28 protein-coding genes are annotated in these 26108 nt (G+C 43.2%); 13 read left to right on the top strand and 15 right to left on the bottom strand.

The genetic code is table 11. From position 1 onward, the window contains the following. Positions 1 to 14 precede the first annotated feature (14 nt). Entirely contained in the window at positions 15 to 788 is a 774-nt protein-coding gene (locus ACFGVR_RS17870) for a hydroxypyruvate isomerase family protein (protein WP_448698731.1), read from the bottom strand. Positions 789 to 859: 71 nt separating this feature from the next. Next, positions 860 to 1423 (bottom strand): YqgE/AlgH family protein, encoded by a 564-nt coding sequence (locus tag ACFGVR_RS17865; protein ID WP_448698730.1) that lies wholly within the window; start codon positions 1421 to 1423, stop codon positions 860 to 862. A gap of 130 nt (positions 1424 to 1553) precedes the next feature. Here ACFGVR_RS17865 and pdxH point away from each other — a divergent pair, with 130 nt between their 5' ends. Further along, on the top strand, positions 1554 to 2201 hold the full coding sequence (pdxH, locus tag ACFGVR_RS17860) for a pyridoxamine 5'-phosphate oxidase (protein ID WP_448698729.1): 648 nt from the start codon (positions 1554 to 1556) through the stop codon (positions 2199 to 2201). Beyond that, positions 2198 to 2695, top strand: coding sequence for an NADH-quinone oxidoreductase subunit C (locus tag ACFGVR_RS17855; RefSeq protein ID WP_448698728.1), 498 nt, complete (start codon positions 2198 to 2200; stop codon positions 2693 to 2695). The genes pdxH and ACFGVR_RS17855 overlap by 4 nt, the downstream gene beginning before the upstream one ends. 7 nt (positions 2696 to 2702) lie before the next feature. On the opposite strand, the gene ACFGVR_RS17850 is transcribed toward ACFGVR_RS17855, so the two are convergent. Genes ACFGVR_RS17850 through ACFGVR_RS17825 form a run of 6 tightly spaced genes read right to left on the bottom strand, consistent with a single transcriptional unit; the run spans position 2703 to position 5890 of the window. Beyond that, complete coding sequence (locus tag ACFGVR_RS17850) at positions 2703 to 3452, bottom strand: metallophosphoesterase family protein (RefSeq protein ID WP_448698727.1); 750 nt, start codon at positions 3450 to 3452, stop codon at positions 2703 to 2705. After that, entirely contained in the window at positions 3449 to 4105 is a 657-nt protein-coding gene (locus ACFGVR_RS17845) for an MIP/aquaporin family protein (protein ID WP_448698726.1), read from the bottom strand. Before ACFGVR_RS17845 ends, ACFGVR_RS17850 begins: the two co-directional genes overlap by 4 nt. Further along, positions 4102 to 4518, bottom strand: a complete 417-nt coding sequence (locus ACFGVR_RS17840; RefSeq protein ID WP_448698725.1) for an arsenate reductase ArsC — start codon at positions 4516 to 4518, stop codon at positions 4102 to 4104. The genes ACFGVR_RS17845 and ACFGVR_RS17840 overlap by 4 nt, the downstream gene beginning before the upstream one ends. A 3-nt stretch (positions 4519 to 4521) precedes the next feature. Beyond that, the gene (arsN2, locus tag ACFGVR_RS17835) at positions 4522 to 4950 is read right to left on the bottom strand and encodes an arsenic resistance N-acetyltransferase ArsN2 (protein ID WP_448698723.1); all 429 of its coding nucleotides are present in this window, start codon (positions 4948 to 4950) and stop codon (positions 4522 to 4524) included. Between the two features lie 10 nt (positions 4951 to 4960). Beyond that, entirely contained in the window at positions 4961 to 5530 is a 570-nt protein-coding gene (locus ACFGVR_RS17830) for a DUF6428 family protein (protein ID WP_448698722.1), read from the bottom strand. A 21-nt stretch (positions 5531 to 5551) separates the two neighbouring features. Then, positions 5552 to 5890, bottom strand: coding sequence for an ArsR/SmtB family transcription factor (locus tag ACFGVR_RS17825; RefSeq protein ID WP_448698721.1), 339 nt, complete (start codon positions 5888 to 5890; stop codon positions 5552 to 5554). 148 nt (positions 5891 to 6038) lie between these two features. On the opposite strand from ACFGVR_RS17825, the gene ACFGVR_RS17820 reads away from it, so the two are divergent. After that, positions 6039 to 6809: a hypothetical protein gene (locus ACFGVR_RS17820; protein ID WP_448698720.1), complete on the top strand. Its 771-nt coding sequence runs from the start codon at positions 6039 to 6041 to the stop codon at positions 6807 to 6809. Here the strand turns inward: ACFGVR_RS17820 and ACFGVR_RS17815 are convergent, their stop codons facing one another. Together ACFGVR_RS17815 and pyrE are read right to left on the bottom strand one after the other, a co-directional pair. Next, positions 6810 to 7205 (bottom strand): SRPBCC family protein, encoded by a 396-nt coding sequence (locus ACFGVR_RS17815; RefSeq protein ID WP_448698719.1) that lies wholly within the window; start codon positions 7203 to 7205, stop codon positions 6810 to 6812. A gap of 12 nt (positions 7206 to 7217) precedes the next feature. Continuing rightward, positions 7218 to 7871: an orotate phosphoribosyltransferase gene (pyrE, locus tag ACFGVR_RS17810; RefSeq protein ID WP_448698718.1), complete on the bottom strand. Its 654-nt coding sequence runs from the start codon at positions 7869 to 7871 to the stop codon at positions 7218 to 7220. Here pyrE and ACFGVR_RS17805 point away from each other — a divergent pair. Further along, positions 7870 to 8511 (top strand): NUDIX hydrolase, encoded by a 642-nt coding sequence (locus ACFGVR_RS17805; RefSeq protein WP_448698717.1) that lies wholly within the window; start codon positions 7870 to 7872, stop codon positions 8509 to 8511. The genes pyrE and ACFGVR_RS17805 overlap by 2 nt on opposite strands. Here the strand turns inward: ACFGVR_RS17805 and coaD are convergent. From coaD to ACFGVR_RS17790, 3 genes are all read right to left on the bottom strand, one after another. Further along, positions 8480 to 8941: a pantetheine-phosphate adenylyltransferase gene (coaD, locus tag ACFGVR_RS17800; protein WP_448698716.1), complete on the bottom strand. Its 462-nt coding sequence runs from the start codon at positions 8939 to 8941 to the stop codon at positions 8480 to 8482. The genes ACFGVR_RS17805 and coaD overlap by 32 nt on opposite strands. Positions 8942 to 9270: 329 nt before the next feature. Next, positions 9271 to 9822, bottom strand: coding sequence for a 16S rRNA (guanine(966)-N(2))-methyltransferase RsmD (gene rsmD, locus ACFGVR_RS17795; RefSeq protein ID WP_448698715.1), 552 nt, complete (start codon positions 9820 to 9822; stop codon positions 9271 to 9273). Beyond that, positions 9798 to 10619 carry a DUF3822 family protein gene (locus tag ACFGVR_RS17790; protein WP_448698714.1) on the bottom strand — a complete coding sequence of 274 codons (822 nt, stop codon included), beginning with the start codon at positions 10617 to 10619 and terminating at the stop codon, positions 9798 to 9800. The genes rsmD and ACFGVR_RS17790 overlap by 25 nt, the downstream gene beginning before the upstream one ends. 60 nt (positions 10620 to 10679) lie before the next feature. Here ACFGVR_RS17790 and ACFGVR_RS17785 point away from each other — a divergent pair, with 60 nt between their 5' ends. Next, positions 10680 to 12113 (top strand): ATP-dependent DNA helicase, encoded by a 1434-nt coding sequence (locus tag ACFGVR_RS17785; protein WP_448698713.1) that lies wholly within the window; start codon positions 10680 to 10682, stop codon positions 12111 to 12113. Here ACFGVR_RS17785 and ACFGVR_RS17780 read toward each other — a convergent pair. Further along, a complete protein-coding gene (locus ACFGVR_RS17780) occupies positions 12095 to 13432 on the bottom strand; it encodes a sensor histidine kinase (RefSeq protein WP_448698712.1) in 1338 nt (445 codons plus the stop codon). The genes ACFGVR_RS17785 and ACFGVR_RS17780 overlap by 19 nt on opposite strands. A 154-nt stretch (positions 13433 to 13586) precedes the next feature. Beyond that, positions 13587 to 15662, bottom strand: a complete 2076-nt coding sequence (locus ACFGVR_RS17775) for a DUF1800 domain-containing protein (protein WP_448698711.1) — start codon at positions 15660 to 15662, stop codon at positions 13587 to 13589. Between the two features lie 430 nt (positions 15663 to 16092). Between ACFGVR_RS17775 and clpB the strand changes: the two genes are divergently transcribed. The 8 genes from clpB to ACFGVR_RS17735 all read left to right on the top strand — a co-directional run bounded on the left by clpB (position 16093) and on the right by ACFGVR_RS17735 (position 26022). Further along, entirely contained in the window at positions 16093 to 18699 is a 2607-nt protein-coding gene (gene clpB / locus ACFGVR_RS17770; RefSeq protein WP_448698710.1) for an ATP-dependent chaperone ClpB, read from the top strand. A 177-nt stretch (positions 18700 to 18876) separates the two neighbouring features. Further along, the gene (locus tag ACFGVR_RS17765; protein ID WP_448698709.1) at positions 18877 to 19689 is read left to right on the top strand and encodes a hypothetical protein; all 813 of its coding nucleotides are present in this window, start codon (positions 18877 to 18879) and stop codon (positions 19687 to 19689) included. Between the two features lie 226 nt (positions 19690 to 19915). Next, on the top strand, positions 19916 to 20815 hold the full coding sequence (locus ACFGVR_RS17760) for a helix-turn-helix domain-containing protein (RefSeq protein ID WP_448698708.1): 900 nt from the start codon (positions 19916 to 19918) through the stop codon (positions 20813 to 20815). A gap of 81 nt (positions 20816 to 20896) precedes the next feature. After that, on the top strand, positions 20897 to 21304 hold the full coding sequence (locus ACFGVR_RS17755) for a VOC family protein (protein WP_448698707.1): 408 nt from the start codon (positions 20897 to 20899) through the stop codon (positions 21302 to 21304). A gap of 18 nt (positions 21305 to 21322) precedes the next feature. Next, entirely contained in the window at positions 21323 to 21937 is a 615-nt protein-coding gene (locus ACFGVR_RS17750) for a YdeI/OmpD-associated family protein (protein ID WP_448698706.1), read from the top strand. A gap of 79 nt (positions 21938 to 22016) precedes the next feature. After that, positions 22017 to 22394 carry a hypothetical protein gene (locus ACFGVR_RS17745; protein WP_448698705.1) on the top strand — a complete coding sequence of 126 codons (378 nt, stop codon included), beginning with the start codon at positions 22017 to 22019 and terminating at the stop codon, positions 22392 to 22394. A 209-nt stretch (positions 22395 to 22603) separates the two neighbouring features. Further along, positions 22604 to 24184 (top strand): alpha-1,2-mannosidase, encoded by a 1581-nt coding sequence (locus ACFGVR_RS17740; RefSeq protein WP_448698704.1) that lies wholly within the window; start codon positions 22604 to 22606, stop codon positions 24182 to 24184. Positions 24185 to 24432: 248 nt separating this feature from the next. Continuing rightward, positions 24433 to 26022, top strand: coding sequence for a flavin monoamine oxidase family protein (locus ACFGVR_RS17735; protein WP_448698703.1), 1590 nt, complete (start codon positions 24433 to 24435; stop codon positions 26020 to 26022). Positions 26023 to 26108 lie beyond the last annotated feature (86 nt).

Genomic DNA, 26108 nt, shown 5'->3' with positions numbered 1-26108 from the left:
GTATAGATAGTTTTTTATACATCGCAAATTTGTATGGCCCTGGCCAGCGATGCTATTTTGTTGTTTTGTGTAGGGATAAACTCCTGTGCAACGAAACCTTTAAAACCACTGTTTTTAATAGCCTCCATAATTGCCGGGTAATTTAGCTCCTGTGTATGATCAATTTCGTTACGGCCGGGTACGCCGCCGGTATGGTAATGGGCTATATACCGGTGGTTTTCGTTAATGGTGCGGATAATATCTCCCTCCTCTATCTGCATGTGGTAAATGTCGTACAGCAGTTTAAAGTTATCCGATGCCAGGCGTTTAGCCAGCTCAACTCCCCAGGGTGTTTTGTTACATTGATAATCCGGGTGATCTATCTTCGCGTTAAGCAGTTCCATTACCAAAACCACGTTATGCTTTTGGGCAAATGGCAATAGTGGTTTTAAGCCCGTAACACAATTGCGCAAACCGGTTTCATCGTCCATACCATTACGGTTACCGCTAAAGCAAATGAGGTTGGTGTATCCCGCCCCGGCTACCAGGGGTATTATTTCGCTATAATTTTTAAAGAGTTGTGCATGATTTTCGGGATCGTTAAAGCCTTGTGTTAAACTGATCTCGGCACCATTGCACATTGGCGAGTGTAAACCATGCTTTTTCAGGATCGGCCAATCTTGCGACCCAACCAGGTCAATGCCGGTTATGCCTGTTTGCTTTGCAGCGATGCAAAGCTCTTCGAGATTCATATCCGGGTAGCACCACGCACAAACCGAATGGTTGATATTTCCTTTTAAAGATGTCATTTAATCATTGATCTGTATGACAAATCTAACAAATCATCCTAAATGACCGAATGATCAATAACTTAATGCTCCTAATTCAATGCCGGATTTTCGGGAAAATTAGCAATATGTGCGTAACGGTGGCCCAGGCTAACCACAGTTTGCTTCCACAAGGTTTCCTCGTTATGGCTAAACAGCACATCTGTATCAAACTTATCGGTTACCATCCAGGTATCTTCCAGTAACTCGTCGTCCAACTGGCCTTCGGTCCATCCGGAGTAACCGATAAAAAAACGGATATCAATATCCGCAAGCTGGTAGCTATTGATGAGCTCTTTAACTATTTCAAAATCGCCGCCCCAATAAACGCCATTGGTTATTTCGATGCCCCCTTCAATTTTATCGGGGCAACGGTGTATAAAGTGTAGGGTATTATTACCTACCGGTCCGCCTTTATAAAGTGGGATCTCGGCATAGCTGATATCAGGCATTATATCGCTTAACACATATTCACTTACCTGGTTAAGCACAAAACCCATAGCGCCAACTTCCGAATATTCGGTGAGTAAGATAACAGAACGCTTGAAGTTCGGGTCCATCATAAACGGTTCCGATATCAATAATCTGCCTGCTGCGGGGGTAATTGTACTTAGCATCTATAGTCGTTTTGTGTATAACGTTAACATTTGTATCAAAAATATGTTCGATTAAAGATAAACTGAAATTTTGGACAACAAAATTTTAACATTAAAATATGCCGCATGCTATTTGTAACTTTGCAGCCAAATGGATCAAACAACAATTCAAAACCTGAGAGCAGAATACAGCGCTGCTACATTATCTGAAAAGGATGTAGCTAAAAACCCTGTTAAACAATTTGAAAAATGGTTTAAGCAGGCGCTCGAAGTTAATGCGCAGGAAGCCAACGCCATGACGCTGGCAACCGCTACTACCGACGGCCGGCCATCGGCACGGATAGTATTGCTGAAAGGTTTTGATGAACGTGGCTTTATTTTTTACACCAACTACCTGAGCCGTAAGGGTAAAGAAATGGCCAAAAATCCGTTGGTTAACCTGGTTTTCTTTTGGCCGGCGCTTGAGCGGCAGGTACGCATTGAAGGCACGGTTGAAAAAGTTAGCCGCGAAGAATCGGAAAAATATTTTTATACCCGCCCTAAAGGCAGCCAGGTGGGCGCAGTAGTATCGCCGCAAAGCCAGGAAATTGACAGCCGTGATATATTGGAGAAAAAATGGGCCGACCTGGAAAAGGTTTACGCTGATGAGGATGTACCTAAACCGGCACATTGGGGCGGATATATTGTTAAACCACGTTTGATAGAATTTTGGCAGGGCCGCCCAAGCCGTTTGCATGACCGCGTAGTTTACAAACGTGCCGATAAACACGACTGGAAAATTGTTAGACTTGCCCCATGATTTTTGAAGATATTAAGGCTTTACTGATCAACAAGTTTGGTGAAGGCGTTATTTTAGGCGAAGAAACGGGCGGTTTGCAAAAAGCGCTGCTCATCAAACCCGAAATGATAGCCAGTGTTTGCCTGGAACTGCGCGATAACCCAGAAACTTATTTCGATTTTTTATCGTGCCTTACGGGGATGGATTACGGCACCACTGAAAACAAGTTTGGTGTAGTTTATCACCTAAGTTCTATCCCCTACAATACACAGCTTGTTTTAAAGGTTAGCCGGGAAAACGATCGTTCGGAAGATAACCTGCCCTCGTTCCCGAGCGTATCAGCGGTATGGAAAACCGCCGACTGGCACGAGCGCGAAGCTTACGATATGGTAGGTATATTTTTCGAAAACCATCCCGACCTGCGCCGTATTTTATTGCCGGATGACTGGGAAGGCTACCCTTTGCGAAAAGATTATACCGAGGCCGAAGAATATAAGGGGATAAAAATTAAGTAGCACTTACTCAATAAGCCTTTCTTAGCATATCTGCAAATTCATTGGGTAGCGGGCTGTTTTCAATAGCTATTGCCGCTTCTTCAACCCCATATACAACACGGATAAATTCTACACTTACAGTAGACGGATCGGTAATATTTGTCTTTTTATCGATATTTAAGATCACATAACAAGCTCTGTTATCATTATCTTTCGGCTTACCAATTGAACCCAGGTTAATAGCATGCCGATAATGTGTGGTGCCATTTTGACTTACATTAATGATGCGATGATAAGGTTTGTGCGTATGGCCAAAACATAATATATCCGCATTAACTTCCTTCATCATTGTTGATATATCATCTTCGGGCATATCCTCAAACAAATATTCGTCAATACTCCGTGGACTACCGTGTACTAATAACAAATTTATCAACTCATTATTTAAACGAAACTCAACACGAATATGCACAGGTAAACTTTGCAGGTATTCCCGATGTTGTGCGTTGATTATATGGTAAGCATAATTTTTACCTGATTGATCGAGGCCGTGCTTATCAACAGCGTTTAAATTACTAACTTTTATATCGTGGTTACCCGCGATGGTTGGAATTCCTTTGTCACGAATAGCCGCGATCACTTCGTTTGGCCAAACATTATAACCCACTAAATCGCCAAGGCAATAAATAGCATCTGGTTTCCGGGAATCAATATCATTCAAAACCGTTGTTAAAGCCGGAAGATTAGCGTGTATATCAGAAAACAATGCTATTTTCATTCGTGATCCTTAATATCCACAGCTAAATATTTCCAAATAGGAATTGCAATTAAGGCGCCAGTTATTGGTGCAATAATATAGATCCAAAGATGGTCTAAATGGGCCGACACTAAGGCTGGTGCGATCGATCTTGCAGGGTTCATAGAAGCACCACAAATTGGCCCGGCAAACATAGCTTCCAGGCCTACTACAGCACCTATAGCTAAGCCCGCAAACATTCCGGTTTCTTTACTTCCATGAGCAACGTTAAAAATTACCAGCATTAAAAAGAACGTGAGCAATAATTCAAGAATAAATGATTGCATCTCGTTACCCGCCGGCAAAGTTGCTCCCAATAAACTATTTGATGGGAAAAGAAATTTCAGCACAATACTCGCCAATATTGCGCCTATGAGTTGACTGATGATATAACCAGGAAGCAATTTTGCAGCAAAGCGACCTGAAACAGTAAAAGCAATACTTACGGCGGGATTTAAATGCGCGCCAGATACATTACCTAAACTGTAGATCATACTCATAACTATTAGTCCCCACGTTATTGCAACGCCTGTATGAGTAACTGCTCCGCCAGTTTGCTGATCAATAATCATTGCCCCTGTGCCACAAAAAACAAGGATAAATGTACCGATCAATTCAGCAATATAATTTCTCATCCAAAATGAGTTTTAACAAAATCTGCCGAATATGCTTTGATCATTTCTCTAACCTTTCGAAACTCGTTCATCACCTCCTCATCGGTTCCTTTGGCTTTCGCCGGATCAGGAAAATTTTGATGAAAACGTTCCACCTTGCCGGGGAAAAACGGACATACCTCATTAGCATTATCACAAACTGTAATCACATAATCAAAAGTAATATCGATATACTCATCTACATTGTTCGAAGTATGTTTGGAGATGTTGATACCATCTTCATCCATTACCTGTATGGCTTTAGGGTTTACACCATGCGTTTCGATACCGGCGCTGTAAACTTCGGCTTTATTGCCTGCAAAATGTTGTAAATAGCCATGAGCGATCTGGCTACGGCAGCTATTCCCGGTACATAGTACTAATATTCGTTTCATATGTTATTTTAATTCTTTTTTCATGGCTATAGCTGATACCGGGCAAACGTGGCTAAACTCGGATGAGGCCTGCACCTCGACGGGTATATCTGCCCTGGCAATTTGCTGATAGTGCTTACGTTTAAAATAATCAGGAGCTGTTTCGGTGAGCAGGAATATGCTTAAAAGCTCTTTGGTTTTGGCTGTTGACTCTATTTTCCGGAGTAACTCATCGCCTATTCCGTTGTTACGAAAAGATCTGTTAACAGCCAGTGACCGCAGCAAGCCATAATTTCCGTACACCTCAAGTCCTGCGCAGGCAATTACTTCGTTATTGCTTATTGCTACAAAAAAATCATCCGGTCCGTCTCGCAGATCATCGGCAGGTAAGCCTTCGGCTTTTAGCAAATCAAGCATTGCCTTTTTATAAAATGTGCCTTTTTCTATTTGCATCGGCCAATAATTAACAGCAACTACCGCCAGGCTCACAACAAGCCGGGGCGACCGCCAAATTTTTTAACTCGATTTTAGGCTTCACTTCGGTTTTTACCGGTGTGCAGCACTCTTCACCTTTATCATTGGTACCGCAGCTGCCACCTCTTTCAATGGCTTTACATTGCGTTTGATCTGGCCTCAGATCGACGATCAGATCATCACCATCTGCTATCAAAGCATTAGGGAACATCTGGCGCGTATCAAACTCAGAATTACCAAACTCGATCTTCACTGTACCGAGAGGGTTAATACTCATTGCTTTTTCTACTATTTGAATAATAGATAAGGCCTTGCTTACCTTCATGGAACGTTCGGTATCCCGGGAAACCGGCTCCCAAAGCTGAACGATAATTTCTGTCCAGCTGTTGAGCTTACCGCCACAATCAACCGAAGTTACAGGCGCCTGCTTTATTTCGGTAATATGATAAGAAGCATCAACCAATCTATTTTCGGCATATTTAAACTGCAGATGTTTATCCTGATGTTGCAATAACTGGTTTTTAAAGTTTTGCCAGTTTATAACCTCCCTGGTATCCATAACTATTTAATTTAATTTATATTAACAACAACTTTGATTAATTGCGGCAGATTTCAGATCGCCGAAAAGGGTATTAAAATCAGCGTTAAAATCTTTAAATGCCTCCCAGTTTATGCAATAACACGATTTTTTTCCGTCGATGGTTCCTTTGATCAGCCCCGCTCCCATCAGTTCTTTTAAATGCTGCGATACAGTAGCCTGCGCCAAAGGCATCACCTCTACTATTTCGCCGCATATGCAGGTATTACGCTGGGCCAGCACCCTTAAAATGGCTATCCTGGCCGGGTGCGACATGGCTTTAGCCATATCGGCAAGTTTTTGATCAAGCTCTGTAAACTCTGCTTTTTTGTTGATAGCCATTGCTTAAATTATATATCGTAAATATACGATAATAAAATCCGAACATCCAAATCATTTTTCTTTTTGCTATTGGTAATGAAACAAAAACACATAAAATAACTTTAGCAGGTTATAATAACTACATTGGGCCGACCTAAAACTCGTTTAAATGATTAAAAAATTACTTTGCCTGTTTATTTTACTGACCCTTAATTTACCGTTAAGCCGGGCACAGGTTGATACGGATAGTATTAAAATAGCGCGGAAGATTTTTATTAAAAGCCAGACAATTAAAGCCGACTCGTTAAATGAGCTTGCTTTACAGCTTGCTGCGCCAGGTGCAAGCTCCGCTGATTTGAATAAGGCTATTGAGCATATTATGACAGGGCTGCATATTTATTCAAAATTTAGTGATAGTGTTGGTTTACGCGAAACCTTTGATCATTTAGGCTTGGTTTATCATCTGCAAAAAAAATACACCCAGGCCAAATGGTTTATCCTGCAATCATCTGCGATATCGAGAGAGAAAAAAGATACTTTAAATATTATCGCATCATTGCTTACCCTGGCGTCTGTAAAAGAAGATATTAAAGATTTTAGCTTAGCTAAACGCGACCTTGACGAGGCGTTAGCACTCGCTAAAACACAACCTCAAATAAATCAGCAGGTTGAAGTTTTAAAAACGCTGGCTGCTTATTACACCCAAAAAGGTGATGCATCACAAGCACAGGCGGCATTAAACCGGATAACATTTTTAAGGGATTCTGTAACCAATATTGTTGCTAAAAACACCAAAACAGATACATCACAGCATGGCAATAATCAGGCCTTTCACAATGAGGGCACACGGTCAAAAGGTTGGATGATCATCATAATCTCCCTGATATTCTTAGCCGTTTGTATAGCTTTATATCTGCGGAGTAAGAAACGGAACAGCTGATTATTTTAAAACTTCGGCTAAACGGGCAGTTTCGTGATCGGCTAACTTTTGCAGCGGGCCGCTTGCCAGCATTTTCATCATCATATTCAGATCGGCAGAGATCTGGTAAGTGACATCGGTGCTATCGCCGTTAGCTGCTACTATCCATTTTAATTCGAGCTCGAAAGGCGGAGTTTCGGCAGGAACGATCTGTACCTGCTGGTTTGGCAAAAGGCTGCCAACCTTTAAGGCCAGCTTAGCCATATTTTGGATGGTAAAACGTGCCTCGGTAGCTGTTGACGACCAGTTGTAGATATTCTCGGGCATCAATTGCTGATGGTTGTTCAGGTCGGCTAAAAAAGTATAGGCATCGGCAATTGGTTTGCCTATCGTTTTTTTACTTTCAATAATGGTCATAATCGGATTTATTTAATCGGTAAACTGCAATCCCCACTCAGATGGGTTTTCGCGCCATTGCTTTAACAGCTTCACATCACCTTTTGAGATATACTGATGTTCTTCGGCATATTCAATAAGCGCATCATAGTTTGATAGAGTAGCGAAACGACAATTAGCCTTTTTAAAGTTTTCGGCAGCGGCATCAAAACCATAGGTAAATATGGCAACCAGGCCGGCAACATCGCAGCCGGCAGCACGCAAGGCTTCTACAGCCTGTAAACTGCTTTTACCCGTTGATACCAGATCTTCAACCACAATAACCCGTTGCCCGGGGAATATATCACCTTCTATCAGGTTACCGGTACCATGCTCCTTAGGTTTGGCACGTACATAAACAAATGGCAAACCAAGTTCCTGCGCTACCAATACACCCTGGGGGATACCAGCTGTAGCAACACCGGCAACACAGGCTACAACGCCAAATTCGTCCTGCACAAGCGAGGTTAATTTTTGGCGGATATAGGTACGGATTGCCGGGTGAGAGAGCGTGGCACGGTTATCGCAATAAATTGGCGATTTCCAACCCGAAGCCCATGTAAAAGGGTTGTTTGGTTGCAATTTAATTGCTTTAATTTGCAGCAGGAATTCGGCTACTTGTTGTTCGATCTCAGTTTTATTAAACATGGCTCAAATTTATAGAATTTATATTAACCAAAAGGTTCTTTTAATAACAGAATCGGCACCCAAAAACTTAAAAAAATTTCAACAGATTGACCATCAAAACTTTGATCTGAAAATAATTTATCCACTTATTTTAGAACATTACCCGGGCCACAATTTTTTTGTGATCTGTACCGATGCCAAACTTTTTTTTAAACAGATAACCAGCAGCATTACCGTAATCAAAGCAGCCGGAGGTTTGGTTAAAAACGAACGTAAAGAATACTTATTTATTTTCAGGAACGATAAATGGGATCTGCCGAAAGGCAAAATTGAAAAAGGCGAAAATATAAAGGAATGCGCCGTACGCGAGGTTGAGGAAGAGTGCGGCATTATCGTGAAAAAACTGGGTAAAAAAATAGGCAAAACCTATCATGCCTATATTTATAAAGGCGAGGTTGTGTTAAAAAAATCGTACTGGTATAAAATGCGGTGCGAAGGTCAGGAAAAACTAAAACCTCAAAAAGAAGAAGGCATTACCGATGCGCGCTGGTTTACACCCGAAAAAATGGGTGTGATCACCAAAAATACTTTCCCATCTATTACCGAAGTGATGGAAAAAACAGGACTGATCAAAGGTATTGAAGCGCCTCTTTCGGAATAAACTGATCGGCATTGCCATGGTAGCGCAAAATTTCGCGTACAATGGTTGAGCTGATGGATGAATAACCGGGTTTGCTTACAATAAATATGCTTTCAATTTCGGGCTCAAGGGCGTGGTTCATCTGTGCGATGGCCTTTTCGTACTCAAAATCGGATACGGTACGGATACCCCGGATCATATAGGTTGCCCCTATTTGCCGGCAAAATTCGACAGTCAAGCCTTCATAAGCTATTACGTGTATTTTAGGCTCGTTTTCAAACACTGCACGGAGCATCAGTTCGCGCTTTTCGACGGTAAGAAAACCTTTTTTGGTACTGTTTACCCCAATGCCAACATACACCTTATCAAACAAGGCTACCGATCGTTTTAAAATATCAACGTGGGCCTTAGTAACCGGATCGAACGAACCTGGGAAGAGCGCGATTTTCATAATTATATATAACAGTTGGGGCGATTAATTTTAGTTTATTAATCATGCCAAAATGCTAAGTTCATACACTCTTTCTACTGCATCGCCAAACGATGACAGAGCGTTTGCATTGAAGTTTAAAAGTTGTTGATTTACAGTATCCCGATCTACGGCTTCCATCCATATTTTCTCAACAACAACGTAAAGCTCCTAAACCAAGTTAATATTTTTTGCACTGCTTGTTTCATCGTTAGATTTTTAAGATAAGTTCTATACACTCTACTTTCTAACTACTATAAAGATAGGAACTAAATTGTATAGTTTATATCGCTTAACTGTAATGTTATTACTCATTCGTCATCTGTGACCTTATTGACAAAAAAAGAAAACGACGAATGCCCGTATTTACGCTGCTCTACAAAAGCCGGGTGCTGGCTCAGGTTTTGCATGCTTTGATGCTCAACGATAAGCATCCCACCGGACAATAACAGGTCTTTTTCGAAAACAATTTTAGGGATATCCGGGATACGGTTCAGATCATAGGGCGGATCGGCAAAGATCATATCGTATTGGTCGGTCTCCATATCCAGGTATTTAAAAACATCGGCCTTAAATGTTTTGATCTGCTCCAGCTTATGCTGACGTGAAGTATCATTAAGATAGTGGATACATTGTACGCTGCGATCTACGGAAGTAACACTTTCGGCACCGCGCGAAGCAAACTCGAGTGATATATTGCCCGTACCGCTAAACAGGTCGAGCACTTTAAGCCCTTCAAATTCAATTTGATTATTCAGGATATTGAACAGCGCCTCTTTTGCCAGATCGGTTGTAGGGCGCACCGGTAAATTATTAGGCGGGTTAAGCCTCAACCCTCTTAACCTGCCACCAATGATTCGCATAGTGATAAACCGGCAAGCATTAGTATTTGATGAGAAATAAAACCATCGGGTAAAGCAACCACATGGTTTTGATTGAAATACACTTTGGGCAACAGATCGTTAATGCGATGTATCTTCCTGTCGGACAAACTGACATCGCCACTTAAAATAACCGAAGTGCTGTCCAGGTTGAGATCCAGTTCGTTGGCAACCAAAATGGTGTAGTACATCAGTTCATCGGGGTTATTAAACTCAAAGCAGTTGTAAAACCTCAGTTTACCCTCGTTAAAATACAACAATTGTAAAAAGTCGCCCTCCACATGGATATATAGCGGCTGATTATATGGGCGTGAGAAATGCACACCAGCTATCCAGGCCTTACCGGCGAAATACACATCATCAAGACTGAAATTTGCCGAAATAGCATCTGCTACGTTGGCATCCAGCTTAAACACCACATGATTATGTGCATCAAGCTTGTTTACCAATATTAAATCGGCAAAATCCTTACTCAAAAACTGGCCGTACGCGGCAATTTTCCCCGGTTCAAAAAGCTCATCAGGAATTACGGTAAACGCAAGCGACTGTACTCCGACCTTAACGCTGTTGTAATTGGCAGTCAGTATGTGTTTTAAAGCATCCGGGCTTATTAGTTCGGCAATGTTATATTGTTCGCCCCATACCAGCACCTTGGTGCTTTCTAACTGGATCACACAAAATGAAAAAGTATCGCCTGTTATCAGGATAAGCAGGCTGTCACCTTGTGCCTCTTCGGGGTTAAACTCCGGATCGTAATAGTTATACCTGCTATTGCTCATTGTAGCAAAAGTAAAAAAAATATATGTCTGTTTAAGGCTTTTTATACGCATTTTTGGGAAGTGAATACTGAACCAGAACAGATATCAAAATCTTTCCCGCATACGCCCACAGGGCAACAGTTAGAGCTGTTTAAGCGCCTGCATGAGTTTTTAACACGTACCGATGGTGACGAATGCTTTATCCTGAAAGGCTATGCCGGTACAGGTAAAACAACCGTGATCAGTTCCCTGGTAAAGGTCCTGGGGCAGTATAACTATAAATCCGTGCTACTTGCCCCTACCGGGCGCGCCGCCAAAGTAATAACCGGTTACTCCAACAAAAAGGCGTTCACTATTCATAAACGGATATACCGAAAGAAGTCGGCTATGAGTATTGACGATTCTTTTCTGATAGGCGACAACATCGCTACAGACACCTTGTTTATTGTTGATGAAGCCTCCATGATATCCGACGAGGCAAACGGCAACAACCACAAAAGCCTGCTGCAGGATCTGGTGAACTACGTTTACAACACCAGGAACTGCAAACTAATGCTGGTTGGCGACACCGCACAACTACCGCCTGTTGGTTCGCTGGCAAGCCCTGCGCTCGAGGAAAAGATCATGAAAGACCAGTTTGGGTTGGATGTGTACAGTTTTGAACTGACCGATGTTGTGCGGCAGGAAAAAGAATCGGGTATATTGATGAACGTTACAGGCATACGCAACCTGGTGCGCAAGGGTAAAAACCAGATCCCGAAGATCATTACCCAAGGCTTTAAGGATGTATACCGCATTAACGGCGACAGGCTTGAGGAAGGGTTGAACTACGCCTACAACAAGTTTGGTATGGAAAGAACGCTGGTGATCTGCCGGTCGAACAAAAACGCCAATTTATACAACCAGCAGATCCGCGCCCGGGTATTGTTTCGCGATGAGGAAATTACCGGCGGCGACCAGATCATGGTGGTGCGCAACAACTACTTTTGGCTGCAGGAAGAGGAAGAAAACAGCACCGGGTTTATTGCCAACGGTGACATTGCCCGTATCAAAAAGATCCGTAATTTTCAGGATATGTATGGTTTCAGGTTTGCAGATGCGCAGATAGGCCTGATAGATTATGCCGAAAACCTGACCATCAACTGCAAGGTAATGCTGGATACTTTGTATTCGGAATCGCCTGCCTTGTCTCCCACCGACCAGAAACGCTTTTTTTTGGAAGTGATGAAGGATTATGACCATATTGCCAACAAGCGTGCAAAGTACAACGAACTGAAAACTAACCCTTACTATAACGCGCTGCAGATCAAATTTGCTTATGCGGTTACCTGCCACAAAGCCCAGGGTGGCCAGTGGGACGCGGTATTTGTTGACCAGGGATATCTGACTGAAGAAATGGTAAATAACGATTTTTTACGCTGGTTTTACACCGCCTGCACTCGTGCTACAACCAATTTGTTTTTGGTAAACTTCAATCAGCGTTTTTTTCCTGCCGGTCAGGACGCTAATGATTGAGTAAGGCTGATGGTAAAGGTAGTACCTTTTGTCTCCACGCTTTTTACATTCACCTGGCCGCCGTGCTTGGTAATGATCTGTTTAACGATGCTAAGTCCCAGCCCTATCGATTCTTCGCCGTGAAGGCCCGTGCGACTTGCTTTTGAAAACCTGTCGAAAATGTTGGGCAATAAATTATCCGGGATACCAACGCCAAAATCCTTTACATCAATAAAAGCGGCATTATTAACGTCTCTTAGCGATACCTCAATACCCTCATCTTCGTCCGAAAACTTCACCGCGTTACTGATCAGATTATCCATTACCCGGTGCATTTTTTCTTCGTTTATCCAGGCAAAAACAGGTTTTTGAGGGCCGTAATAAGCAATTTTAGGTTTATTACCAGTATGCATCCACTGCTCAACTATCTGCAGTAAAAACTTGTTCAAATCTGTTTTGTGTACTTCAAACTCATTATCAACATCGTTACGGGCAACTTCGATCAAATCATTGATAATCATCCTGGCGCGTTCGCATGATGCCTTGATCATCAGTATATTATCTTCGCTTTCTTCATCAATATTGTCATCCATTTGCATCAGCGTGGCAATCGATTCGATAGCGGCAAGTGGGTTACGCAGATCATGAGCTACTATGCCAAGTATCTCATCCTTAACCTGGTTGGCGATCTCTATCTGCGCATTTTTCTCCTTGATGGTTTTAAGCTGGATAAAGTGGTTGGCCCGGTACGAAAAAACATATCGCGAAATGCTGAAAAAAACGATAAGCAACACTACCGACATAAACTGGTTTAGCAGCAATTGCCGCGAATCGGTAACATAGTGCGGTAGTATCGAGCTAAAAATTACAGTAGTTATCACACCTATCAATACGGTTTCGTAATACTCGAATACGAAAAATATTGCGGCTATCATTAAGGTGATCATATATAATGTTACCGTGTTTTTAGGGTTATGCATTCCAAAAAAACTGGCAACCATGCCCGCCGATATCAGGTACGATGCAAAAACAATAGTTAACAACTGCCCTAAAAATAAGTGACGTGGCGTTTGCTTAAATTGCCTGAGCATAATGAGGCTCAGCACAATAAAAACCGGGGTTACTGTTAAGTGGATGGTTACAGATACATCATATTCGTGGATATTTTTGACCTGTGTTGGTTGAAGCCCCAAAATAAGCGGCGATAACTTGAATACAACGTCCAGCACAAAAAATACGATACCCATCGAACGTACCGCTTCGATATTCTGGCGCACATAATCGGTCCTGAACTGTGCCCTGTTTGGATAACTTAGTCGACTGAAAAATTTAATTTTCAATGTGTTAGGGGGTGTTTCACCGGCTAATATACGGTTTTCGGAGTTCTGGAAATAAAAAAAGGTAAAAGTTAATAAATAGTTTACATAGTTAAAGTTGCTCCGGAGCCATTTAACTCCGGAGATATCCTATTCAATGTACCTTATTTTTAAGCATTTATCTTCTCTGATACTCCGGCGAACCGATGATAATACCCACCACCTGGGCCAGCATATTGCCATTGTTTTTGTTGTTTGCCGCCGATGCTGTAACCTTTGGCGGTGGCATGTTTTCCTTTTTCCTGGTTAACTCTTCGCTGCCGGGCACCGCATCCATACCCGAAAATGCTGCCGATGGTGGGGCGCTTGCAGCTATCGGCGTTTTGGTAACCGCATCGTTTACCTTTACGGCCACATTAGGCATGGTTAACAATGGCGATAATTGTTTGATGGTTTTATCCAGATCGCGTTCGGGCATGATCAGTTTGCTGTAGGTTACCAAAGCCGCCTCTGCACTTTCGGGCTCGTGGTGGTTATTTAAAGCTGCCAGGTTTACGGCAACGCCCGGGATACGGCCGCTGGTTAGTGCCAAACCAAAATTCATGCGGTTAAGCAGCGAACCGGTATTGATCCAGTATTGCCCCCTATCCGGGAAACCGGTTGGCGCCTGGTAATAATAGATCTTCTCGCCCATGCGCGACATCCAGCTAAACAATTGGTACGGCTGGCTAATATCGGCATTCAACGCCCTCACCGAACTGATCACCAGTTCAAACGGCGATTTGATCTTTTCGCGCTGCACTTTTTTTGCCCAGAACTCAGGCGAGCTCACCATCGTGATCAGCACCTGTTTGATATCACCGTTTTGCTCGATAAAGGTTTTAGCCATTTTGTTGATCAAACTTTGCGGCGGGTTATCGCTTACAAAACGCACGGCCAGTTTTTTACTGATAAATTTAGCTGTTGATGGATGATGTGCCAGCATTTCCAGCAGGTCAACTCCTTCCTGGTAACCGCCTTTGCCATCAAAGTGATGACCAAGCACATCCTTTTCGCCTAAATCATGGCGGGTTGGTGTAAACAAAAAGTCGCCATCGTGTACATAGCCTTTAGCTTCTAGGTTGTTCACCCCTACTTTATCCACCAAACCCTTCATGTTACTGCCGTAACCATAATTAGTTAAGGGATACATGGTCCATCCGGTTAGAACGCGGGCTGCCTGGGTAACATCGGTTTGGTTGTAACCGCCATCAACACCCATGGTGTGCAGTTCCATCACCTCACGGGCGTAGTTCTCGTTCAGGCCGTTTACGTTTTTATTTTGTGGATTGGGTTTGGGCTTAACCGCTGTTGGCGCAGGCGCTGCAGCCATCATCATCATATCCATACTGGCATCTGCTTTAGCCGGTGCAGCAGGTTTGGGTTTTGATGCCTCGCCCGTCATCATATCTGTTGATGCCGCCGGTTCTGCCGGTTTAACTGCGGTTTTGGGTTTATCGTTTTTTGCCTGTGGCACAGGCGCCCCCTGGCTTACCAGGTTATCTAAAAAATACAGCATGGCCGGTGATTTTGCCGATGCCAGCAGCAGCTTATCAAACTGGCCCAATGCATTAGGGCGGATCACATCCCGCTCATAAGCCGGGATAAATTGGGCGCACTCGCCTTTGGTAAATGATACGTTAAAGTGGTTGAACCAAAAATCGCTCATCACCTCCTGCAACTGGTTATTGGTATACGCAGCGCGCAGTATGTTCTGACTGATGAATTGCTTGTATAATTCCTGGTCGGGCCGTAGGCCCTTGCTTTTCATATAAGCCTGTATCTTCTCATTATAAGCTTTTTTGTCGACTGCCTTATCAACCGAATCTTTGCTGATGGCGCTATCGATTATCGCCATGTGTACCACCACAAATCCCGGAGGGAACTTTTGCAGCACTTCGCTGTTAGTCAGGTTAATGGCATCATAGCTGCTCAATCTGCGGTTTAACGAATCATCGGGGGCATCTGCATTTAATTGCTGTTCAAACCATTTTTCCAGCCCCATATTCACCACCTGGTCTATCTGCCCGGGCGTAGCGCCATAGGTAAAACGGTTAAGCAATTGCGCGGCGGCCTGTCTTTCGTTTAAGCCTCCTTTTTTATACGGAAATTTATAGCTTTTAACAGGTAATGCAGGTCCGGTTAAAAAAGATGCCAATACCATTCCGCTTACGCAGATAATAGCAGCTATCAATACAAATCTGATGGTTTTCATTTGGTAGTAGTTAGGTGTAAAGGGGTATACTTTAGACCATAACATTAATGCAGGGTTTAATGTTTAGTTAAGGTAATTTCATCAAAATTTCATTTTACCATTTTCATAATCAGCACAACGAAAAAGTCAGCAAAAGGTGGGTATTTGTCGGTATTTTTCTATATACCCGTTGTTATTTTTGCAATTTATCACTATACTTTCCTTAATTACACAAGGTCAAAAACCAAATAACGTAACGATCAATGATCAAATGACTATTGCGTTGTAAAAGTACAATATACCAAAAATTATTGACATTTTAAACACTTTTACCTGCATGTTTTGTTTTAAATTTACGCGGCAAGACTTGACAAAAAGTCGCTTTAAATTGATTTTACCTGACTTTTTTTCAGGCCGCACACATTGGCAATGGTTTTGATTAACTGATGATATGAATTTCAACAATTTTACCATTAAAGCACAGGAAGCCATACAAAAGGCTCAGGAAATTGCCGTTGGCAACCAACAACAGGCAATTGAAAACGCACATATATTAAAGGCACTGCTCCTGGTTGACGAAAATGTAATTACTTACCTGTTGAAGAAATTGAATGTAAACATCAACAGGCTCAACGAATCGCTCGACCAGCAGATCGCAACCTTCCCTAAAGTCAGTGGTAGCGAAGTATATTTATCTTCGGGTGCCAACAGCGCTTTGCAAAAGGCCAACTCATATCTTAAAGAGTTTAAAGACGATTTTGTATCGGTCGAGCATATACTGCTGGGCATTTTATCATCAAGTGATAAGGCCGCTACATTATTGAAAGATATGGGCGTTAACGAAAAAGACCTTAAATTGGCCATTAAAGCACTGCGCGGCGATAGCAAGGTTACCGACCAGAACGCCGAGGCTACTTACAATGCCTTAAACAAATACGCCCGTAATTTAAACGAATATGCAGGTTCGGGCAAGCTCGACCCCGTTATTGGCCGTGATGACGAGATCCGCCGGGTGATCCAGATCCTCTCCCGTCGTACCAAAAACAACCCTATTTTGGTTGGTGAACCGGGTGTAGGTAAAACTGCCATTGCCGAAGGTATTGCTTTCAGGATATTGAAAGGCGACGTGCCTGAGAACCTCAAGAGCAAAACTGTTTACTCGCTGGATATGGGAGCGCTGATAGCCGGTGCAAAATATAAAGGTGAGTTTGAAGAACGTTTAAAGGCTGTAGTTAAAGAAGTTACCCAGGCCGATGGCGAGATCATTTTGTTTATTGATGAGATACACACGCTTGTAGGCGCAGGTGGCGGCGAAGGTGCGATGGATGCCGCAAACATCCTTAAACCCGCCCTGGCCCGTGGCGAGCTACGTGCCATCGGCGCAACTACTTTAAACGAGTACCAAAAATATTTAGAGAAAGATAAAGCCCTCGAGCGCCGTTTCCAAAAGGTAATGGTTGATGAGCCGGATACTGCCGATGCTATTTCGATATTGCGTGGTTTAAAAGAAAAATACGAGGCTCACCATAAAGTGCGAATCCTTGATGAAGCCATTATTGCTTCTGTAGAGATGTCGCAGCGTTATATTTCGGACAGGTTCCTTCCCGATAAGGCGATCGACCTGATGGACGAAGCCGCTTCGAAACTCCGCATCGAAATGGATTCCGTTCCCGAAGTGGTTGACGAACTGGAACGCCGCATTATGCAATTGGAAATTGAGCGCGAGGCCATTAAACGCGAGCATAACGACCGCCGGGTTAAAGAGTTGAGCGAAGAAATTGCCAACCTATCCGCTGAACGCGACTCATTACGTGCCAAATGGCAGGGCGAAAAAGATGTGGTTGAAGGTATCAACACCAAAATCGAGCAGATCGAAAACTATAAACTGGAAGCCGACCAGGCCGAACGTGCCGGTGATTATGGCAAAGTAGCCGAATTACGCTATGGTCGCATCCGCGAGGCACAGGAAGAAGTTGAAAAGCTAAAAGCTGCGTTATTGGAGAATAAGGACGATTCGCGGATGCTGAAGGAAGAAGTTACTGCCGATGATATTGCCGGTGTGGTTTCGCGCTGGACGGGTATCCCGGTAAGTAAAATGATCCAGAGCGAGCGCGAAAAGCTACTGCACCTGGAGGAAGAGCTGCACAAACGTGTTGCCGGTCAGCAAGAGGCCATTGAAGCCATTAGCGATGCCATACGCCGCAGCCGTGCCGGTTTGCAGGATAAGCGCAAGCCTATTGGTTCGTTCATTTTTTTAGGAACTACCGGTGTTGGTAAAACCGAGTTAGCCAAGGCATTAGCCGAATATCTGTTTAACGATGAGGCTGCGCTGGTGCGGATAGACATGTCTGAATACCAGGAACGCCATGCGGTTAGCCGTTTGGTAGGCGCGCCTCCGGGCTATGTGGGTTACGATGAAGGCGGCCAGTTAACCGAAGCCGTGCGCAGAAAACCATACAGCGTAGTATTGCTGGATGAGATCGAGAAAGCGCATCCGGATGTGTTCAATATCCTGTTGCAGGTATTGGATGATGGCCGTTTAACCGACAATAAGGGCCGTGTGGTAAACTTTAAAAACACCATCATCATCATGACCTCGAACATCGGCTCGGATGTGATACAGCAAAACTTCCAGGAACTGGACGATGCCAACCACGACAGCGTGGTGGCCAAAACCAAGAACGAACTGTTCGAGCTACTGCGCCGCACCATCCGCCCTGAGTTTCTAAACCGGATAGACGAGATCATCATGTTCACCCCGTTGAGCCGTGATGAGATCAGCGATATTGTTAAATTGCAGTTTCACCAATTGCAAGGCACCCTGCAGGAAATGGGCATCACCATTGATGCCAGCGAAGAAGCTTTGGATTGGCTGGCGCAACTGGGCTACGACCCGCAATTTGGCGCCCGTCCGCTAAAACGTGTTATCCAGAAAAAGATACTCAATGAGCTATCAAAACAGATACTCTCAGGCAAAATAGATAAAGACAGCAAGATCAAACTGGATGCTTTTGATAACCAGTTTGTGTTTTTGAATGAAAAACCGGAAACGGTGTAATCGACATTAAGATTAACAAAAGCCTGTGCATTAATTTGCACGGGCTTTTTTATTTTGCAAGCAATGCCATGTATTTACCTGTTATTTGATACTGTTTATTTTTAACTTAAATAATGTTATAATAATTGCAACTACTATAAAAATAATATAAATTTATAAACAAAATCGCCCAAATAAATGGATGAAGAAAAACAAGTTATAGGAAGAACTCCCTGGGACGTAATTGCAGAAAATAGTAAATTCTTAATTATTATTGTTGTTTTCCTTATTTCACTTGCAATCGCTTTTATATTGACTGGCTTAGCTAAGTATGATGATGGCAAATTACTGATTGGCAGAGGAAGTCAAAAAACAACATTGACTACTGATGACAACCTGTCGGCAATCACACAAATCGGGAGTGCTAAAAATCAAAATTACATTCTCGAAGATGTCTTTCTTAATGTTCAAGTTGAAAAAACAGATACAGGTTTTATTAAATATTGCAAGACTATTTATAAAATACGGGCTCTAAAAGATTTCTCCGACAATTTCGTAGAAACATACAGTGGCCCTAATAAAATTCAACATGTAATGGGAAGTGATCAGGAACTACCGAAAAGTATTAATGACCAATCCTACGATATTCCTTTACACATGAAAAAAAATGAAGTAAAAACCATAATGACAGGTGCTAATATGCTGTCCCAAACACTCTCAATTACTAGTCCATCTGAATTTGTTATGAAACCTAATGGTCCTATGGATTTTTACTCCTATCCAAATTCTGATGATTATATCTCTGACTTGACCATCCATATAGAATCAAATTCACTTGACATAAAAGGATTTGCTCGTAACGCAGTTAAGCAAGACAAAAATTCAACGATATCATATGGCGATTCTTATAATGCGGATTACAAAAATTTTAATACATCCAATCGCAGTATTACCTTTCATTGGCATCAATTACTTCCGGGGGAATTTGTTGGTCTTGCATATGCCTGGTGATATAAAAATGTAAACGTCTTGGTTTGCATAATTTACGTGTTTCAATTATTAGTGTTGTTACCAACAAAAAAATATATAAAAAGCCCGTGCATTAGTTTGTACGGGCTTTTTTGCTTCGCACCATTTCTAAATTGCCCTAAAAGTTTAGCTTTGCCGAAATCTTGGGGTCGGTTTCCTAAAACATTTTCTTCCTTAGTTTGGGTTTGAGTTTTTTCGACGCTATTTTATGAAAAAAACAAAAAACGGTGTTCCTTATTACACAGAGATCAATGATTTCCTGGCATCTATCCCATGGCCGGGCCGCACAACAAATCCAGACTTTTACTGCCTGCGGTTAAAAAAGCTCGATCAGGATATGCAGATCTATCGGCCTCCTTTTAAAAGATCATTTTATTTCTTCGCGTTGTTATTCAATTCCGGTAAAATCGAGATCAATTATGGAGATCAAACCGTTCATGATCCCGATTCTTACCTCGTCTTCCATTCGCCTAATCTGGTGTATAGCTTTGCACATAACAATGCACTGGAGGGTTATGTGATTTACTTTAAACCAGAATGCTTCTCCTTTTTTAAACCGGACTTTCATTTGCAATTTCCTTTGTTTGACGTATTACATACCAGCCTGTTTAAGTTTGACCACGCCACATTTAATCAATTGGCACCGCACTTTGAATCCGTTTTTACCGCTTACGAAAATTCGCCTAAAGCGCAGCATATGGAAGCAAGGATAAAACTACTTGGCCTGCTTTATCACCTGCAAGACTTTGCATTAGAAAAGAAAAAGGACGTCCGAATTGTTACTACTCAGCAAATACTGCTGCGTAAATTTATCCAATTGATTGATAATCATTATATTGATAAGCGTACTGTGCAGGAGTATGCAGCGATGCTTTCGGTTACTGCCAATTATCTTTCGCAATCGGTTAAGCGCGTTTCGGGTAAAAACGCACTTACCTTTATTGCCGACCGCCTGGCGGCCGAAGCCCGGTCGCTAATCCAGTATACCGATTTGGAAATTGCGGGTATTGCCTATCAGCTCAACTTTTCGGATCCCGCTAATTTTGGCAAATTTTTCAAAAAACAGGTCGGGTTATCACCTTCGGAGTTCCGCAAACAGCGCAAGTAATTAAATTGACTTGTTCATCCAAGTTTTCGACCAGTGTTTTTACACCGGGCTAAGTTTCTTTGTGCCATTCAACTCAATGTTATGGCAACTAAAGTATTTATAAATTTACCGGTAAAAAATCTCACTAAGTCCAAGGAGTTTTTCCAAAATCTCGGGTTTTCATTTAATCCGCAGTTTACTGACGAAAAAGCAGGCTGCATGATGATCAGCGACAGCATCTTTGTAATGCTGCTAACCGAAACTTATTTCAAATCATTTATCGACACGGAAGTGTGCGATGCGCATCATTCAACCGAAGTGCTGATCGCGCTGGACGCCGCTTCAGCGGAGGAAGTAAAAGCGTTTGTGAGTAAAGCAGTGCTATTGGGCGGTAAACTCTATGCCCCGGCGCAGGATCAAGGTTGGATGTATCAGCATAGCTTTGCCGACCTTGACGGCCATAAATGGGAAATGGCCTATTTGGATATGACTGCGTTCCCTCAATCCTAAATTTAAAAATTAAAAATTATGAACTACGACCCGGCAGTAGATGCTTACCTGGATAATGCACAAGATTTTGCAAAACCTATTCTGACGCACTGGCGCAGGCTCATACACGAAAATTGTCCGGAGGTGACAGAGGCGATAAAGTGGAGTTTCCCGCATTTCGACTACAAGAATGACCATTTGTTTGTGATGGCAGCTTATAAAAATCATTGCTCTTTTACTTTCTTAAAAGCTGAGTTAATGAGCGACCCGCGCCTTAAAGAGAGTAAAAATCAAAAACCTATTCAGCGTTTTTTAGGCAAGATCAATAAAATGGAAGATCTGCCACCGGATGAACTGTTTATAACAATGCTGAAAGAGGCGGCACAATTAAACGAACAAGGCGTCAAAATAAAGCGGGAAAAACCGGCAGGCGACAAACCAAAAGTATTAGAAACACCAGACTATCTGTTGGCGGCATTGGCAGCTAATCTCAGGGCCCGGGAGGTTTTTGAAGCCAGATCCAATTCTTTTCGTAAGGAATATATTATCTGGATCATGGATGCAAAGACCGATGAAACACGGCAAAAAAGAATAGATGATGCTTTAGAATGGATATCTGATGGAAAAGGCAGATTTTGGAAGCATCAAAAATAGCTTTTACTCTCGCTATAAATAGCAATGTAGTCTGAAACTACTATGGGGTTACCTTTAGTCTGCTTCTTGTATTAATAGGATGAAACCATTAGGCTGGCTCCTGCTCATCGCACCGATCGTATTGACAACTGTTGGTTATATCATACTCCCACGTGTGATAAAACGCACGGGCATGCGCGAATTTATGGGAATATATTCCTTAGTACTCTCCCTGCTAACAGGCGTAGTTACCGGCTACATATTGATATTTCCAATTGGCGCGCTGGTTTTTTATTTTCTTCCCAACAAACCCTTTAACGGGCATTACGGTATGCCTATGGGCCAGGCATTTTTAACCATTGGTTTAACCATTATTGCCGGACTGGCAGCCGGTATAATGGCGCTTGTTAAAATCGCCAGGTGGCGAAAGCGCAAGCAAAGCCTCGCAGACAACAGGGATACAACCCTTATATTTTAACTTTAAATTATAATTATTATCGCACCCGGTATAGCCGACATACGTCCTGTATCTATCTGATTTTAAGAGTATAATTGACAATTATTATTCTTTATCACTATGAATATTTAATTTATTATTAGGCCAATAACAAACAATTTTCATTGAAATTAAAAGCCAAGGTTTGTGTAATTCTATAACCAATTATTTTTTTTACCAAATCTACTTTTATGAAAAAACCAGTAATTATTACCGGGGCAATGCTCCTGCTTTCGAGCGCGTTATGGTATGGCTGCCAAAAGCAGGCCACCTTTACCGACAGCACTAAAGGCCCAGATGCTACTGTGGCTACTCCTTCATTAATCAACAGGGTTGCCAGCGGCACGTCTTTAGTTATAGAAGGTTTAAACGGGGACATTACCACCAATGAGTCCTCCGCTTTTCTAACCTATGTGAACGCGCTATCGGCACCTGCAACAAATGATCAGAATACCTGGGTATTTGGCAACCCTGCCTACCAAACCGAAGCCTGTGGTTTGATGTATGATGCTACGGGCAACACCTCTATTTTGAACAAGATGATCTACTTTTGTGATGCAGCTTTGGCCGGCAGGAATGACCTGGCAAGTGCCGCCAATGGTGGCCAGCGCACCTTGTGGACCGGTAACATCGAACCCGTATGGCCAAGCAGCGCCCCAACCGATAGCCCCCAGACCGCGGGTATTGAACAAGGGCAGGTCATATCGCACATGGCTTATTGCGCCAAACTCATCCTGCAGCATTCGTCGATATGGAACACCACCGTTCCCGACGGTAACCCGCATGGTTACGGGGTTACCTATAAAGCCCGGGCATTAACCTATATTGCACAGGCAGATTATGTAATTGATAATTGGATAACACCGCACTTTGTACGCACAAGCGATAAAAAACTCTATTTCCCCGGCGCGCCAAACCCGTATAAACCGGGCGACCCCGCACCGTGGAACCAAATGTTTATGGTAACCAATGCCATGATCAGGCTTATTCAGTGCCATGTGCTGTTAGCCGACTCGGCATCGCGCATAACACAATATGATGCCGTTGTACAGGCAAATGTGAACTGGTTTACCTCAAACCTTACGGCCAATACCGCCCCCGACGGCGCTGCCTGCTGGAACTGGAAATATGCGCTTGGCGGAAGCACCGAAGATACCAACCACTTTGCCTACGATGCCGAAGGCCTATGGAACGCCTACGACAGCGGCCGGTACGGCGTAACGCTTACGCAGATCAAAAACATGGCCAATACTTATTATGATATTGTATTAGCCACTGTTACCGGTGGTATTTATGCCGGCAAGGTAGATGGCACCACAGGCACCGGCAACTCAGGCGGCGACAATTATGTACGCTGGCAATATTATTACCTGGGCGATATACGGCAGGACCGGTATTTTTACGAATCGAACATTGACATTGCCAACAGCAAATACGCAAGCTCTGCACAGATCACAGCCGGCATTTTATGGCTCAAACACCGCCGTTTTGTAGCCGGAGACGGGGATGTTTACCTGTATCAAAATTGCAGCTACGGCGGCTGGAAGGCAACTTTTGATGTGGGTAACTTTTTACAAGCCGATATGATAGCCAAAGGCGGCGTTAATGATGATGCCTCATCCATCAAAATACCGCCGGGCATGCAGGTAATACTGTATACCAACAACAGCTATGGCGGCACGGCTCTAACCTTAACTGCCGATGATGCCTGTTTGAGTGATCATAGCTTTAATGATTTGACATCATCGCTTAAAGTAAGCCTGTTACCTTAATCATATTAATACCTACCTATGTTAAAAGGTCATCAGCTAAGGTTGGTGGCCTTTTTTGTTATTGCGATCACATGCTGGCTTAACAAAAAACCAACAATTATTTTTTATTAAAATATTGCTTTGATAAATTAAAATATCAATATATTTATCACAGATACACCGTACGATTTTCCCACCCGACTGATCTTCTGTTCATATTTTAATTCACCTAAACAACGCCTGCTCCGGGCAAACGCGGAGCCTTATTTATGAAAGAAGAAACTATTGACATTGCCATTGTTGGCGGTGGTGTTTCGGGGGTATACAGCGCCTGGAAACTCAAACAGCAAAAAGAAAACAAGGACAAAAAGATCGTGGTATTTGAGGGCGGCGATCACATTGGCGGGCGGTTATTATCGGTACAGCCGCCGGGCATCCCCAGCATGGTAGCCGAACTGGGCGGTATGCGGATATTAGAAAATGCGCAACCCCTTATCGTTAAACTGATCCACGACTTGAACAAAGGTTTACCGAAGGATAAGCAGATAGAGCTTTACCCCTTCCCTGTTGATCAGCCTCAAAATATTGCTTACTTACGCGGCATTTATCTGCGCCTGTCGGATTTTACATCCAATCCTAACAAGGTACCTTACCAGCTAACCTTTTTAGAAAAAGGCAATACACCGGGCAGCGTAATTGTAAACGCGATAGAACAGATAGTGCCCGGTATAACCGACCCGAGCCTGACTGAAGACGACCGCCGTAAAATGGCGCAGAATGCCAGCTTTGCAGGCGAACCGCTGTACAAACAAGGCTTCTGGAACGTACTGTACCGCGTAATAAGCGGCGAGGCTTACCAGTTTGGCATGGATGCCGGTGGCTACGATTCAACCCTGCTTAACTGGAACGCCGCCGACGCTATCCCATGGTATTTGACCGATTTTGGCATCAACCCGGTATACAAAGGTTTTAAAAACGGCTTCCAGCAGGTACCGTTAACTTTGGCCGACTTTTTTACAAAGTTGGGCGGCGAGGTGAGGTTAAAAAGCAAACTGGAAAGCTTTGAATATATCAACGGCAAGTTCCACCTCATGGTAAATGGCAAGGCAGTTGTTGCAGGCAAGCTTATTTTAGCCATGCCGCGCCGCTCGCTTGATCTGTTAACGCCAGGTTGCCCGCCATTACAAAGTATAGAACAATTAACCGGCAGCGTAACCCCGCGTCCGCTTTTCAAGTTATTTACCACGTATGCCAGTCCGTGGTGGCTGGCGGCCGGGTACACTGCTGCTAATGGTTCGTTCGTGCCTGTAAATGCAGGTCGAAGCGTTACCGATCTTCCCGTAAGGCAAACTTATTACTGGCCAAATAACGATGGCTCGCCGGCTGCAAAAGGCGAATCTATGCTGCTGGCCAGTTATGACGATGGCAACAACATTGGCTTTTGGGATGGCCTGCGCCCGCAACGGAGCAAAACATGGGAACATAACTTAGCACACCCTAAAATAGACAACCCTTTTGTTGGCGATGCGCCGCGTACCAAGGCAAATGAAAGCTGGAACCAATATCAGGCTCCTGCCAAAATGGTATCGGAGGTTGCACGCCAGCTGCAGCTGATGCACGGCCTGAGCCATACCCCGATAGTGAACAATGCGGCCTTCCGCGATTGGGGCGAAGACCCGTTTGGCGGCGGATGGAACAGCTGGAACATTGGTGTAAAAAGCTGGGAAGTAAAAGAAAAAATACCGCACCCAATAGAAGTAATGCCGTTATACATTTGCGGCGAAGCCTACTCCGACTATCAGGGCTGGGTTGAAGGCGCCTTGCAAACTGCTGATATCATGCTAAGCAAAATAAAATAACATATACCACCCTTTTGATTACCGTCCCGGTTTGGTTTCCTTGCCGGGATTTTTTTTGCTCCAAAAATTTCAAACAACAACCCTTA

Source organism: Mucilaginibacter aureus (assembly GCF_053514885.1).
This window is presented reverse-complemented; position numbering and strand designations above follow the sequence as displayed.